General features: G+C 43.6%; 20 protein-coding genes. 16 read left to right on the top strand and 4 right to left on the bottom strand.

The features are described from left to right. Positions 1–261: 261 nt before the first annotated feature. The 4 genes from AC1BI1_RS14805 to AC1BI1_RS14790 form a co-directional block, all read right to left on the bottom strand. Positions 262–612, bottom strand: coding sequence for a hypothetical protein (locus tag AC1BI1_RS14805; protein WP_476718076.1), 351 nt, complete (start codon positions 610–612; stop codon positions 262–264). Positions 613–883: 271 nt separating this feature from the next. Continuing rightward, entirely contained in the window at positions 884–1,159 is a 276-nt protein-coding gene (locus tag AC1BI1_RS14800) for a type II toxin-antitoxin system RelE family toxin (protein ID WP_476718075.1), read from the bottom strand. Further along, positions 1,131–1,382 (bottom strand): hypothetical protein, encoded by a 252-nt coding sequence (locus AC1BI1_RS14795; RefSeq protein WP_476718074.1) that lies wholly within the window; start codon positions 1,380–1,382, stop codon positions 1,131–1,133. The genes AC1BI1_RS14800 and AC1BI1_RS14795 overlap by 29 nt, the downstream gene beginning before the upstream one ends. A 45-nt stretch (positions 1,383–1,427) precedes the next feature. After that, positions 1,428–1,847 carry a helix-turn-helix domain-containing protein gene (locus AC1BI1_RS14790; RefSeq protein ID WP_476718073.1) on the bottom strand — a complete coding sequence of 140 codons (420 nt, stop codon included), beginning with the start codon at positions 1,845–1,847 and terminating at the stop codon, positions 1,428–1,430. Between the two features lie 167 nt (positions 1,848–2,014). Here AC1BI1_RS14790 and AC1BI1_RS14785 point away from each other — a divergent pair, with 167 nt between their 5' ends. From AC1BI1_RS14785 to AC1BI1_RS14710, 16 genes are all read left to right on the top strand, one after another. Continuing rightward, on the top strand, positions 2,015–2,248 hold the full coding sequence (locus AC1BI1_RS14785; protein WP_476718077.1) for a helix-turn-helix transcriptional regulator: 234 nt from the start codon (positions 2,015–2,017) through the stop codon (positions 2,246–2,248). Positions 2,249–2,253: 5 nt separating this feature from the next. Further along, complete coding sequence (locus AC1BI1_RS14780; RefSeq protein ID WP_476718072.1) at positions 2,254–2,460, top strand: hypothetical protein; 207 nt, start codon at positions 2,254–2,256, stop codon at positions 2,458–2,460. 453 nt (positions 2,461–2,913) lie between these two features. Continuing rightward, a complete protein-coding gene (locus tag AC1BI1_RS14775) occupies positions 2,914–3,138 on the top strand; it encodes a hypothetical protein (RefSeq protein ID WP_476718071.1) in 225 nt (74 codons plus the stop codon). 354 nt (positions 3,139–3,492) lie between these two features. Next, positions 3,493–3,771 carry a hypothetical protein gene (locus tag AC1BI1_RS14770; protein ID WP_476718070.1) on the top strand — a complete coding sequence of 93 codons (279 nt, stop codon included), beginning with the start codon at positions 3,493–3,495 and terminating at the stop codon, positions 3,769–3,771. Positions 3,772–4,027: 256 nt separating this feature from the next. Continuing rightward, the gene (locus AC1BI1_RS14765; protein WP_476718069.1) at positions 4,028–4,234 is read left to right on the top strand and encodes a hypothetical protein; all 207 of its coding nucleotides are present in this window, start codon (positions 4,028–4,030) and stop codon (positions 4,232–4,234) included. Positions 4,235–4,245: 11 nt separating this feature from the next. Then, positions 4,246–5,253 carry a hypothetical protein gene (locus AC1BI1_RS14760; protein ID WP_476718068.1) on the top strand — a complete coding sequence of 336 codons (1,008 nt, stop codon included), beginning with the start codon at positions 4,246–4,248 and terminating at the stop codon, positions 5,251–5,253. Positions 5,254–5,344: 91 nt separating this feature from the next. Continuing rightward, entirely contained in the window at positions 5,345–5,629 is a 285-nt protein-coding gene (locus AC1BI1_RS14755; protein ID WP_476718067.1) for a sigma-70 RNA polymerase sigma factor region 4 domain-containing protein, read from the top strand. Positions 5,630–5,649: 20 nt separating this feature from the next. Further along, on the top strand, positions 5,650–5,784 hold the full coding sequence (locus AC1BI1_RS14750; RefSeq protein WP_476718066.1) for a hypothetical protein: 135 nt from the start codon (positions 5,650–5,652) through the stop codon (positions 5,782–5,784). Positions 5,785–5,853: 69 nt separating this feature from the next. Then, positions 5,854–6,009 (top strand): hypothetical protein, encoded by a 156-nt coding sequence (locus AC1BI1_RS14745; protein ID WP_476718065.1) that lies wholly within the window; start codon positions 5,854–5,856, stop codon positions 6,007–6,009. A 243-nt stretch (positions 6,010–6,252) separates the two neighbouring features. Continuing rightward, on the top strand, positions 6,253–6,408 hold the full coding sequence (locus AC1BI1_RS14740) for a hypothetical protein (RefSeq protein ID WP_476718064.1): 156 nt from the start codon (positions 6,253–6,255) through the stop codon (positions 6,406–6,408). 13 nt (positions 6,409–6,421) lie between these two features. Beyond that, positions 6,422–6,595 (top strand): hypothetical protein, encoded by a 174-nt coding sequence (locus AC1BI1_RS14735; protein WP_476718063.1) that lies wholly within the window; start codon positions 6,422–6,424, stop codon positions 6,593–6,595. A gap of 53 nt (positions 6,596–6,648) precedes the next feature. Further along, complete coding sequence (locus AC1BI1_RS14730) at positions 6,649–6,801, top strand: hypothetical protein (protein WP_476718062.1); 153 nt, start codon at positions 6,649–6,651, stop codon at positions 6,799–6,801. A 103-nt stretch (positions 6,802–6,904) separates the two neighbouring features. Beyond that, positions 6,905–8,053 (top strand): glycosyltransferase family 2 protein, encoded by a 1,149-nt coding sequence (locus AC1BI1_RS14725; RefSeq protein WP_476718061.1) that lies wholly within the window; start codon positions 6,905–6,907, stop codon positions 8,051–8,053. Next, a complete protein-coding gene (locus AC1BI1_RS14720) occupies positions 8,016–10,181 on the top strand; it encodes a fibronectin type III domain-containing protein (RefSeq protein WP_476718060.1) in 2,166 nt (721 codons plus the stop codon). Before AC1BI1_RS14725 ends, AC1BI1_RS14720 begins: the two co-directional genes overlap by 38 nt. A 420-nt stretch (positions 10,182–10,601) precedes the next feature. Further along, complete coding sequence (locus AC1BI1_RS14715; RefSeq protein ID WP_476718059.1) at positions 10,602–11,270, top strand: lytic transglycosylase domain-containing protein; 669 nt, start codon at positions 10,602–10,604, stop codon at positions 11,268–11,270. Then, positions 11,271–12,305, top strand: a complete 1,035-nt coding sequence (locus AC1BI1_RS14710; protein WP_476718058.1) for a fibronectin type III domain-containing protein — start codon at positions 11,271–11,273, stop codon at positions 12,303–12,305. Positions 12,306–12,423: the final 118 nt, after the last annotated feature.

The following is a 12,423-nucleotide window of genomic DNA, read 5'->3' as shown; positions in this document are numbered from 1 at the left end:
CATCTCAGAAATCGGTGGGGGTTCTTTATTCTTATCTTACGTAAGGGCAAAAAGTGGGTTATATTTGACGGTTACGAAATAACCGCCGAAGCCTAATCTCAAAATCTCGGCCGGTCATAGTATCTATCTCGTGAAGGCCAGCGTTGCGGTAGCGCCATTCACGGATCCAATAGGGCAAGGAGTAAAGAAATTCTTTGAGCAACAAAAGTATAATGAAAGGCAGACTAAATATTAGGATATACTTAATAAGTAACCAAATATCTATCTGAACTTGCATGGGACATCCCTCTCTAAGTATTTGGTTGCTACTTCGCGGACAAACATATCCGCTTTCACCTCCAGGCTATGCCCCTGCATGTCCAAACCTACCACGTATTGGGTTTGGGGCATGTCCACTAGAATATGGTGTGTCTCATGCCAGAATGTTTTCTCTCTGGCCTCCGGGCTCAAGCTGCTGTCGATGATTATGTAATAACGTCCCTTACGGGAACGATAGACAAAGGCGAGTGAGCCGGGTTCTAGGTCGGCTACGCATGGGTAGATGTCATGGGCTTTCATAATTTCTTCGGGGTCAAGGTCAGGGTCAAGTAAGGTGCGGATTAAGTGGTGCATCTGTGTCACATCCTGTCGAAACCTGGCGACAAATAAAAAGGCTGCCAGTCAACAATAATGGCAGCTTATTTATATACGCCTTAGCGGGGGCCAATGCTGGCAATATCAAAGATTGAGTTCTTTTCGGAGCTCATCCCAATCTATCCATTCACCTCGAGTTATTTCTGCCTTACCAGCCTCAAATTCAGCTATATCTTCAGAGTTCCTTTCTAACTTAATTTTCCATATCAGGAACATCTCTAATGCCAGACACTCCCTAAAATCGGATTATCTAAAAGTCAAAATCTCCTCTTGGCCCGAACTCTAAAATATGGACTTCTCTTCTTTCTTTTTCCACTTTAAACTTTAAACGATAACCCCCTATCCTACGCCGGTAGTACCCAGGCTTACCCTTTATTGTTTCAATATCTCCGCCGTAAGGATTCTTCGACATTTCCTCTAAGATAGCTAAAATCCTTTTTTGCCATTTACTGTCCAGTTTTTGAATATACTTAGCTGGCTGTTTGGCAAGGACTATTTTAAAATCCAAGGCTTCTTTTGAGCTCATCTAGAGTGACCCCCTGGCCAGCCTCTATTTCGGCGTTTGCCTGTGCGAAAGCTTTTTCTTCCTCTTCTGTGGCCGGTGACCCTTCAGGGATAAAATATAGCTTGTTGTCTAACTCAATCCATTCGCCAGGGGGGCCAGCAATCACTTTCTTTAGAAACTCTATTTTTTCTTGGGTTGTCAGGTTGGAAAATTCCCTGGTGATTTTTTCAATAGCAAGAGACATATTGTCTCCCTCCCTAATGTTTATCTTCATTTCCCAGAATAAGCTTTAATCCTCCATGGCTTCCGCATCTTCAATGGCCTTAATTACCGCCATTATCCTCCTGATTGCCTTGGGCGACAAGGGCCTAACTTGCTTGAATAGGAGTTGGAGGTCGTCTCTCTTTTTAAGTTCTTGCCAGAAGGCCATGAGTTCTTCATCACCTTCTAGGGCCTCGTCTATCTTTTTTTCAGCCTCGGCCGTGATTTGGTCAAGGGTGCGGGGATCGTCGGTGCGACCGAGGAGATAGTCTATCGAGACGCCAAAGAATTCGGCTAGGCTTTGGAGGACTTCATAACTAGGCCGCTTTTTACCCGACTCATAGTAGGCTATGGTACTTTGATTTAAATGTAGTACCTTCGCTAGTTCTTCTTGAGAAAGCCCCTTTGCTTTTCTAAGCTGGGCTAGCCTAGTTCCTAAATCCTCCATGTCACACACTCCCCTACTTACAATTATTACCCATAGTCATAGAAAAGTAAAATGACCAATCGCCATAAAGACCCCAATTTACCACTTGACAGCATGACCAATAGGCATTAAACTAAAATTAGACGGTATGCCTGTTGGACATATAGGGGGTGAAAAAATTGAGGAACATGCGCTTAACCGAACTACGGACTAGATACGGATTATCTCAGCAAGAACTAGCACATGCAATAGGAATTTCCCAAAGTATGTTAGCGAGGATAGAGGCCGGTAAACGTGAACCCCGAAAGCATATAAAACAAAAGCTGGCTCGATACTTTAATGTCTCAGTAGAGTGGCTTTTTTATGAGGAAATTAATGACTATCGGACATATACCCAGCACACCGGCACAGAGGGGAGATAGAACGTATGCCCAGCCGCACACAAATGATTATCGAACGCCGTTACGCCAGTCCGGAAGACCCCAACTATGAGCAGGACCTCACAATTTGCGCGGAGACACTGTTAAAGATAGCCGGGTTCCCTATCGGGAAGGAGCTACCCAAGACCTATAATCAGCGAGATTACCAAATGTACCTGCGAACACGACTAGTAACGAGGGGAAGGGACTTATGACGAACTGGCAATTACCAAGCTGGTATGATAAGGCGAGAAATGAGTATTACGCGGGCGGCTACGAAGGACGGTTCAGGTATTGGTTTTGTCAAAAGTGCGTCAACTACGCCTGTGAAGGTGAGTTAGAGGGGTGTATCTACAAGGGGTATCCAGTGCCCTTCCTAGGGCCGACGAGAAGGCGTAAGTGCATTGACTACATAGAGAGGAGGTGAAACGCATGGGAACCTGCCCGCTTTTGAATCGCGGATGTGTGGCTGACTGCTGCGAATGGTGGGACGCCAACAGCCGGAAATGCGCCGTGCTACTTATAGCGGAAACACTACACTCCCTTTCCAACGATTATGAAAAGTAGTAGTTACCCATCACCGGCGACTAATCTTAACACCTACTACTCCACCACATTTTATCGCGCATTGGTGAATCGCGTAAAAGAGCAAGGAGGAGTGATAGTAAATGTTAAGGGCCTATAGAACACCAAATGGGCGCCTTATACCTAGAGACAGCAAGGGTAGGTTTAGAAGGTTTACCCTGAGAGATCTAGGTATAGCTGATGAAGAGATACAACAAGGGCCTGCTGTTTGTGCAAATTGTGGCTATGGTAGCGGAGAAGAAAAGTGGTACCCCATCCTAAAGATAGGTATATGCCCTAAATGTGGTAGTCAAGAAAAAGTCAACTAGGTGGGTAATAAAAAGAAAAACGGCTTTAGAAGCCGTACAGTAAAACCTATGACTTAAGCTCATTCTATCACGGGTTGGGGAGCGCGTCAATGCTTACAAAGTGGAAATGATTGCGCTATCCACATACGCGCTCACCAGCCCAAACTCCGAGGGACATACGTTCACTCACGCCGGAAAGGAGAGGTAAAGGATGAGGATAGCTGCATTTCTAGGTAAGGTTAAGGACTTTAGATTATACCTGGTGCAGATGAGGCAGAGGTTGGAGATGAGCTACAGTGGGGGCCATAAGAATTATAAGCATTAACTGGGAAAGAGGGGATAAATTTGATATTCGAATGCGACTGTGGTTTCCAGATGCAGCTTGAAGAAAAGTATGGAGGATATGTGCAAATTAGCGAAATAGCAAACGGCAGGCAAAAATACTTATCGACCTATGGCTATCAAAGTAAGGAAGAAGCATTATTAGTATTCGATCAGCTAAAAAGAGTTTTTCCAAGTGGTTATAAAAACTGTAAAAATGCTGAGTGCATTATTGATCTACTGAATTCCGATTGGGAAATATTAGATGAGCCGATAGGTATTAAAAAGAGTCAAGCTGACTGGCTAATAAAAGATTTTTTCCAAGTTGAATGATGTATATTTCAAAGATACTGCACAGGCGAGATAGGGTTCCAGTTGAACGAGTAAGGGAGGCAGGTGGAATAGCTGTGTTTATACAACTGGAAATAGTAAGCCCTTACCAACCCAAAGCGCTAAATATATGCTTGTTATGCTTCTTCTATAGCTCTAAACGCTGTTATTGCAAGCTTTCCGGTAAGAAAATAAATAGCTATACGTTCGCCTGTAATTATTTTAAGAAAGGCTAACCCTACTTGGGCGGGTGGAACAGATGACCAAAGAGGAAAGGTTGGATCTTATTGCCAGATTAGAACACATAATTGACGACTCGGAAGAACAGGCTAGAGAGGCTGATCCTGATCAAGGCGCTTACTACTATGCTGCTAAAGCAGGTTGCCTCAAGGGAGCTATAAAACGCCTAATATGGGATTTAAGGGAAGGAGCAATATACTTTAGTCCGGTAAAATTAGACAAATAAGAGGGGTAAAAATGTCAAGAAAAAGAAGTATTAGCACTGATATTTCTACCGATACAAGAGTAGCCCAGTTAGCTCAAAAGGCAGGGCCTTTGGCTGTATTGCTCTTTACATGGCTTATACCCCATGTAGATGATTGGGGGAGGTATACGGCCGACCCTATGCAGGTAAAATTAACAGTTCTGCCAGCCTTTGATGTTAGCCCGGAAGAAATAGACAATGCCCTGAAGGCCATAGCCGAAGTAGGCCTTATAGTGCTGTACGAAGTTGAAGGTAAAAGATATTTGTCTCTAAGGCCCGAGAGTTTTTACAAGTATCAAACCTATATACCTGCCAGCAAAAGAAAGGTGGACAACTCTCAATATCCTGCGCCACCTTCTAACGCTGATTGCCGCGCAATACCGCAAAATGCCACTGACCAGCGCAAACCACCGCAAAATGCCACTCATCTCCGCGAAATGCCACAAAATGTACCTTCCCCTTCACCTTCACTTTCTCTTTCACCTTCAGTAACTAACGTGGATCTAGATACAAATCAAATAACTGAGGGAGATATAACAGAATCGAGGGGGGTTAAGGGGGGAGAAAATCAGCCTCCGCCTACGGCTACGGCTGCGTGTGTTAGTCCATCCCCTGATTTGAAAAGTGGTCGTTCTGATTCCGATAAGCTTCAAGCTCCTAAGACCAAGGTGCAGGAAGTTTATACGGCTGAATTTGAGAAGTTTTGGAGTCTATATCCCCGCAAAGTAGAGAAACGGGCTGCTTTTAAAGCCTGGCGAGCCAGGCTAAGGGAAGGTATTAGCTCTGAGACACTGATTTGTGCTGCGGGCTACTATGCTGAATATTGCACGGCAAATCGGCTTGAAGAGCGTTATATAAAGCACCCAGCCACTTTTTTAGGCCCATCCAGGCCGTTTGAGGACTACCTTAAACCCAGAGCGGAACCGGGTGCCGTCAAAATTGGCCGGCCCTGGAATGAGCTTGAGGATGACAAATACCGAGACTTATACAGGCTCGTTTAGAAGCCAGCCGGGAGTAATAACCCCCATGGATCAGGTGAGTAATAGCGAAGTTGGGTAAAACTTTATCCTTACAATGATAGGGGGAAGGTTAATGGATCTTGGTAATTATGATTTTCTTCTGCGGCATTACGACCTTCTTAGCCCTACGCAGCAAAAAATGCTAGAAAACTTTATTTCGGCTTTGCCCGAGGCTGAAAGATATTTTGCCAGACGAAAATACATTGACGGAGCTACGGTTGAGCAAATTGCTGCGGAAATGTGTTACACCGAGAGAAATATATACCGCATTCGCAGGCGTGTCCTGGAAAAGCTTAGGATATACATGACTAGTCGGGAAGTAGATTTACTGGCTAGGACCATGAGAAGAATAGTCTAGGCGATAGGGAGGTATTGCAAATGCTGGAACAAATTCTTTTTTGGATAGCCAGGCTTGCTATGATAGTTCACACGTGGGCAAGGGATCGAGCTATTGATTTGAGTTACAGGCGGGTATTAAGAGAAATACATACCCAAAAGGGAAATGGTCCCTAAAACCATTCAGTTTTTGTTCATTGTTTTCTAGTAGCTTTTCACCCTATCCTAAAAACAGGGGTGGCAACTTTGGAATATTTAGTACAGACGCCCCACGGTTTATTCAAGGTACTCCAAGAATTAAGCTATGGCGACATGATTATAGGCGGCCTTTTAGCCCTTATTCTAGCAGTAGTGAGTTTCAAAGTAATTTACGACATAGCAGATCGGGAAGGGTTTATATAATGTGGCAAATTATACCCGGTCACGATTTGGTGACAATTTACAGCATAGCTTTTATCGTTCCTTTTGCCGCCCTGTATCTGGTGCTGAGGCTGGCGGGGTGGTGGCGTGGATTATAATTTCGCCTACGCAGTAATGTGGTTCTTCAGCAACCCTTGGATCATTAAGGCAATCTTTTTTGCAATGATGTGTTTGTCTCTCCTGGGGATGGCCTTAGTGCTCCTCAGGTAAAGAAGGGGGAGCCTTATGAGTTTTGATGTCAATATGCAAGAAGTATACCGGCAGTTTGCTAACGTCTTTGGTTCCCTTACCCCTTTGCTTTGGCCTTTTATTGGAGCATTACTTGCCCTGTTCGTTTTTGGAGGCTTAATTATGATTTTCCGCCACTACGCTACTAAGTAAGGGCGGGAGTCCTATGCCACAGTGGACCCTAAATTACGATATAAACATGTTTTATCAATTTCTAGCTAACGTTTTTTATTCATTTTGGCCTATTTTAGCGGCTGCAATTGCTATCGGTCTAGCTACCTTGTTACTTGAGGGTATTGTCAATGCTTTCCGCAAGTTTATTGAAGATCACCGGGGTTAATTAACCGCTTTTAAGCGGTTATTAATAAAAAACTCTATGGGAGGCGTCAAAGGATGAGTCTTAATATTGTTCCTGCTGATATTCTAAGCTATATAAGCCAGCTATTTAACACTTTCTGGCCCTTACTGGTAATAGGGCTCGCTTTCCTGGCTTTCCCTATGGTTATCGGGGGTGTCAAGACTATTTTCTCCCGCCGTAGGGCCTAATTGTGGTCTAGTCTGGATGGCACAGGTGCTTTATTCCGTAACTGGGCACTCTTATAAGGGGTGCCCAGTTGACTAAAATCATGTATATCTGTAGGGGCCTACTATGAAAGTTATACTGACTGTTATTATATTTTTTTACTATTATCACTTAATATGGTTCTTACTTTCCCTCTCTATATCTAGGAGAGCAACCTTTAAGCCCGAAGGTAAAGCTAAAAGCCGGTTTGCCGTTCTTTTCCCTGCTCATAACGAGGAAGGGGTTATTAAAGCTTCTATTCAGTCACTAAAGCAATGCTATTACCCCAAGAACCTGTTCGACATTTATGTTATAGCCGATAACTGTACGGATAGAACTGCTAAACTTGCCCGGCAGGCGGGAGCAATAGTTTTAGAAAGACAAGACCCCCAAAAGGGAAAACAACATGCCCTAAAGTGGGCATTTAATGTGATAGATCTCGAGAAATATGATGCAGTAGTGATTTTGGATGCGGATAATCGAGTAGACCCTAATTTTTTAAATGCTCTCGATAGGGAGTTAAAGAACGGGCACCAGGTGGTGCAAGGCTACCTGGAAACGTTAAATCCTAGCGATAGCTGGGTTTCTGCCAACTATGCCTATATGTTTTGGTACTTATGCAGGTTAAATATGGTCCGGTCAAAACTAGGTTTATCAAGTTGGCTAGGGGGAACCGGCTTTTGTATAAGTACCTCGGTTTTAAAGAAAGTAGGTTGGAACGTAGATACGCTCACTGATGACGTGGAATATACATGCCAGCTTATTTTACAGAGCGAAAAAGTCAAATTTGCGCCGGATGCGGTTGTGTATGATCAAAAACCCAGGACCTTGGATATTTCGTTGCGGCAAAGGGTGCGTTGGATAAGAGGCCAGACCCAGGTAATAGCAAAGTATCTACCTAGGCTGGTCTTTTACGGGCTAAAGTCTTGGGCTAGAGGAGACATTAGGGGGGCTATCCAAGCGCTAGATGCAATAATGTGGGTTCCGATGCACCTTATAATATTGACTTCGGTTCTAATATCCTTGGCTCTTTCAGGTTGGAAATATATTTTGGGGGTTTTGATATACTCACCAGCGATTTATGTTTTACCTATGCTAGCAGAAAAGGTTAAGAATGCACGTTCGTGGGCTTATCTCATTACCGCAGGATTATTTTTCTTTACCTGGCTGCCGGTTACGGCTTACGGGGTGATAACAAGTGGAAATAAAACGTGGTGGCGGACGCCGCATACATAAACTGATTATTATAATGGTAATTACTACTATTCTAATTGCCTCTTTTTTATCTCCTGCATTGGCAGAAACTACATTTAGGTTTGAAGGAGCTTGGAAACAGGGTGATAGCTTCGCAGCCTCAAATGGTCTAATTTTATATTCCGACAATATTAACGACAGCATATCGATTCGCTACAGCGGAACCTCTTTGAAGTTGTATTTCGTAAAATTCTCTGGATGGGGTTCATTCAGTGTTTACTTGGATGGTAATCTTGTAGCTACTATAAGTTCTTCCGCCGATCTTATTAACTTGAGTAGTTACCAGATAAATTCCAGCGATGGTCTTCATACGGTGAAAATTGTTCATTCAGGTACGGGGCGTATAGGCTTTGACTCGGTAGTGATTGGTACCCAACAGTATCAAGTAGAAACGGTATTTTCTCAAGTGCTCTCAACACCAGCCAACGTGGGCGTAAATAATATTACATATAATAGCGCTTCAGTGTCCTGGAGTCCTGTTAGCAATGCTACTTCCTATGGAATATACCTAAACGGGAATTTCATAGGAACAACTTCAAATACATCCTATGTCCTAACGGGTCTATCCCCTAATACTACCTATTTCGTTTCGGTTAGCGCCATTAATAATGCGGCTGAAAGCCAGCTTTCCCAATCTGTAAGTTTTACAACAAACCAGGTAATGGTAGTTGCCCCCACGGGGATTATTGCCACTGTATCGGGTAATAACGTGTCCTTATCATGGCAAGAAGGGCAAGGCGCTACTTCTTACTTAATCGAAAGGAGTATTGATGGTTCTAACTGGGCCACTATTGCGGAAACTACCAATACTTTCTACCAAGATAGCCAATTAAACTGGAACTCCACATATTGGTACAGGATACGGTCTAAAAACGGTGGCTCTATTTCAGAGCCCTCCGAAGTAGTACAAGTTACTATAGGAAAATTACCAGCCCCTACCAATTTAGTAGCAAATACTTCTGGTACTAATGTTCTTCTAACGTGGGATGGTACAGAGTATGCAGCTTCCTATTTAGTTGAAAGAAGTGAGGATGGCATTAACTGGATAGGGGTGACTGAGGTTTCCGCTACTTCTTACACTGATGGTGGCCTAATAAAAGGATTGACCTACTACTATCGGGTTAGATCGAAAAGTGGGAACAATATTTCAGATCCGTCTAATACGGTTCGGGTGACCATCTCCCTTTTGCAAGCACCTCAAAGATTAACAGCTATAGCTACCTCCTACAATGAAGTACATCTTTCTTGGGAACCCAGCACAGGAGAAGGGCTGGCCGGGTATATAATTTACAGGGATTATGTAGAGATAGCCAGGGTGGGGCCTAATGAAACAACTTATGTAGATAATACAGTTCAGCCTAATACGACCTATATTTATGGTGTAAAGGCTTATGATGTCAATGGCAACATATCGGATATAAGTAATGCCGCTACTGTTACTACTCCTGTAGCTATAAATGCGCCCAAGGGTCTCACTGCCACAGTAATTTCTTATAATCAGGTACAGCTAACATGGCAACCTAATACAGATCCGAACTTAGCCGGTTATATTATCTACCGGGATTATATAGAGATAGCCAGGGTAAGAGCAACTGAAAACACCTATATTGATAATACGGTGAGTCCCAATACCAGATATATCTACGGGATAAAGGCCTATTCTACAGATGGTTTTATTTCGGATATAAGCAATGCAGCTACGGTAACTACCCCGGCCTCTCCTCACCCGGTAATAACCGTGCGAGTAGATGGTAGGGCAATTAAAATATCATGGACGAGTTCAGGTAGTGGCTTTAACTATAAAGTTCTCATTAATGATACTGAAGTGGCCAATGTCACTAAGACGAGTTATGATTATTCCGCTTCAGGTCCGGGATATTACACCGTGCAAATAGTAGCTGTTTCACCATCAGGAGAAGAATTCCCTTCCACTAAAGTAGGAGTTACCGTATCTTCTATAGTTAGTTCCTATAACATGGTAACTGATGTCTTACAAAATACGGGGGCAATTCTATTGCCGACTGGAGGATTGCTAGCCTTATACTTTGGACTTAAGGCCACTCCTTTTTTGATTGAAATAGTGAAGACTTTTATTGCGAGGAGGCTATAAAAATGATTAAAAAAATAATTGTGGCCGCAATTATAACGGCCACTTTTAATATATTGGCAGGCGCGGCAGAAGCTAAAACTGTCGCGCCTGTTAAGGAATCGCTTTAGGGAGGCACGACCTAAATTTAAGTCCAAGCAAGTTAATTAAATTTGCTTCGCTGGGTGGTAAAAATGTTTCAGATAAACGCTAACTCTACGGATGTTTTATTCCAAATAGCCATGATCATAAAAGTGCTTTTTCCATTGTACGCCATAGCGTTTGCTCTTTTAGGATTTCGAATGCTTATTGATTACTTAACGGACATATTCAAGAAGAAGTACTTCCCTGCAAAACCTAAGAGTTCCACACCGCGCCGACCTCGCAGGTCGTCAATATACGTGAGCAGTACCCGAAACCCACGTATTAGGAGGACGAAGACAGGTGTGTACATCTATTATGATTAAAAGGTTTATAACTTCCATCATCGTTGGAGCTATCTTATATGCAAGCCCGGCAATTGTTGAGGCTTCCCCCATCAAGGTTAACTGTAGAGGGACCAAGTCCTCCATAGCGGTGGCAGTGGACTGCTCCCAAATAAAAAATAAAGATATATCTAATTCAACGCAAGCGGGGTTAATTATCAAAGTGGATACAAGAATCCCAAGAATTATCTATAACCCGCAAGTAGCACAGAGAACTTATACCTCCGGTCCGTCCTTAACACAGCAGCTTAGCGAGCGAATAGAAAAATGGATAAACTGGGCTGCTGAGAAGGTGGGATTGAAGACCATCTGGCTTAGGGCAGTAGCCTTAATTGAGTCTGGAGGCAATCATAATACCATTTCCCCGGCTGGTGCAATCGGTGTAATGCAGCTTATGCCCGAAACAGCTAAAGCACTGGGGGTTAACCCTTATAACCTGAAGGAAAACATTCTAGGAGGAGCAATATACCTGCGCCAGCAGCTAGACGAGTTTGGTAGCCTCCCTTTGGCCCTGGCCGCCTACAATGCTGGACCAGAGACGGTTAGGAAATATAGAGGCATACCACCGTTTAGGGAGACAGTTACGTACGTAGCCAGGGTAATGAGGATGATTGGGGGAGAAAGCTAAATGAGAAAAATAGTATCCGCCTTGACAATACTACTAACGCTTTTGGCTGTAAATGTAGAACTTTCCTACGCCGCTGACCCAACTACACCCCCACCGACTCCTCCTTCTTCGCCTACCGGAGTAACGGTAACAGGGGTATTAGATACGACAGCTTACATAGCATGGGATCCCGTACCTGGAGCTACACAATATAGCGTTTTTATTAATGGCAGCCGGTGGATGGGAGTAACCGGCCCTGGCGTACAGCTTAAAAATTTACTACCCAATACCGAATACACAGTTTATATTACGGCAGCTAACGATGTAGGAGAAAGTGGGCCCTCAATATCTATTTCTTTTAGAACCTTACCACCTAAGCCTACTGCTCCTAATAGTCCTATCATCTCCCAGGTAAATGACCAGAGCGCTACTATTCAATGGGACCCTTTACCACCTTACGAAAATATAAAAGCATACCGGATTTATGTTGATGGTCAACCCGTGGCTGACGTTCAACCTCAGGAGGGGGTCCAGGCTGCTCAACTTCAAAATTTAGCATCTGGAGTTCACACAGTAGCTGTGGCTGGGGTTAACGATTATGGTGAGGGCCCCCGTTCTGCCCCGGTGCGATTTACAGTTCAGGCTATACCTGCGCCCAGTGGGTTACGTATATATAACCGTTCCCAAGATACCCTTTGGCTTATATGGGATAAACTACAGGATGCAACCAAGTACCAAGTGCTTATAAATTCACAAGTAGTAGGGGAAACTGTGGACAATGCTTTCCCGGTAAAAGGTCTTCAGCCCGACCAATCCTACCAAATTGGCCTGGTAGCTGTTTATCCCGATGGCAATGTATCAAGGACTGCTATTATTCAAGCTAATACTTTACCGGAAACGCAAGTTATCACTATAGAAGCTTTTTTCTCTGCCATAACTCCGTATGTGAGAGATTTTACTCCTGCCTTTGTAATTGTGTTTGCTATAGGGGGAGCTTCCTTAGTGGCCAGGGCTGCTAGTAGTATCTTTCGCAAACGAAGGTGGGTAATTATATGAGGAGACTACTTGCCGGTGGAATTATATTAGCATTAGCTCTGTAAGGTGGACCCCTTTGTCAAGACACGAATTTAAAAATTTTAAGCGTGGAAAGATAAACCTAATTTGGTTAATAGTA

The organism is Thermanaeromonas sp. DSM 22490, assembly GCF_056378755.1.
Note: the sequence above shows the minus strand (reverse complement) of the source record. Positions and strands in the feature narration are given on the sequence as shown.

Bases quoted from the DNA above. Each gene is read 5' to 3' on its own strand.
- AC1BI1_RS14725 (WP_476718061.1), top strand. From the start codon at position 6,905: ATGAAAGTTATACTGACTGTTATTATATTTTTTTACTATTATCACTTA.
- AC1BI1_RS14765 (WP_476718069.1), top strand. From the start codon at position 4,028: ATGACCAAAGAGGAAAGGTTGGATCTTATTGCCAGATTAGAACACATA.
- AC1BI1_RS14795 (WP_476718074.1), bottom strand. From the start codon at position 1,382: ATGTCTCTTGCTATTGAAAAAATCACCAGGGAATTTTCCAACCTGACA.
- AC1BI1_RS14730 (WP_476718062.1), top strand. From the start codon at position 6,649: ATGAGTCTTAATATTGTTCCTGCTGATATTCTAAGCTATATAAGCCAG.
- AC1BI1_RS14770 (WP_476718070.1), top strand. From the start codon at position 3,493: ATGCAGCTTGAAGAAAAGTATGGAGGATATGTGCAAATTAGCGAAATA.
- AC1BI1_RS14740 (WP_476718064.1), top strand. From the start codon at position 6,253: ATGAGTTTTGATGTCAATATGCAAGAAGTATACCGGCAGTTTGCTAAC.
- AC1BI1_RS14755 (WP_476718067.1), top strand. From the start codon at position 5,345: ATGGATCTTGGTAATTATGATTTTCTTCTGCGGCATTACGACCTTCTT.
- AC1BI1_RS14790 (WP_476718073.1), bottom strand. From the start codon at position 1,847: ATGGAGGATTTAGGAACTAGGCTAGCCCAGCTTAGAAAAGCAAAGGGG.
- AC1BI1_RS14710 (WP_476718058.1), top strand. From the start codon at position 11,271: ATGAGAAAAATAGTATCCGCCTTGACAATACTACTAACGCTTTTGGCT.
- AC1BI1_RS14760 (WP_476718068.1), top strand. From the start codon at position 4,246: ATGTCAAGAAAAAGAAGTATTAGCACTGATATTTCTACCGATACAAGA.
- AC1BI1_RS14780 (WP_476718072.1), top strand. From the start codon at position 2,254: ATGCCCAGCCGCACACAAATGATTATCGAACGCCGTTACGCCAGTCCG.
- AC1BI1_RS14785 (WP_476718077.1), top strand. From the start codon at position 2,015: ATGCGCTTAACCGAACTACGGACTAGATACGGATTATCTCAGCAAGAA.
- AC1BI1_RS14805 (WP_476718076.1), bottom strand. From the start codon at position 612: ATGCACCACTTAATCCGCACCTTACTTGACCCTGACCTTGACCCCGAA.
- AC1BI1_RS14775 (WP_476718071.1), top strand. From the start codon at position 2,914: ATGTTAAGGGCCTATAGAACACCAAATGGGCGCCTTATACCTAGAGAC.
- AC1BI1_RS14800 (WP_476718075.1), bottom strand. From the start codon at position 1,159: ATGAGCTCAAAAGAAGCCTTGGATTTTAAAATAGTCCTTGCCAAACAG.
- AC1BI1_RS14735 (WP_476718063.1), top strand. From the start codon at position 6,422: ATGCCACAGTGGACCCTAAATTACGATATAAACATGTTTTATCAATTT.
- AC1BI1_RS14750 (WP_476718066.1), top strand. From the start codon at position 5,650: ATGCTGGAACAAATTCTTTTTTGGATAGCCAGGCTTGCTATGATAGTT.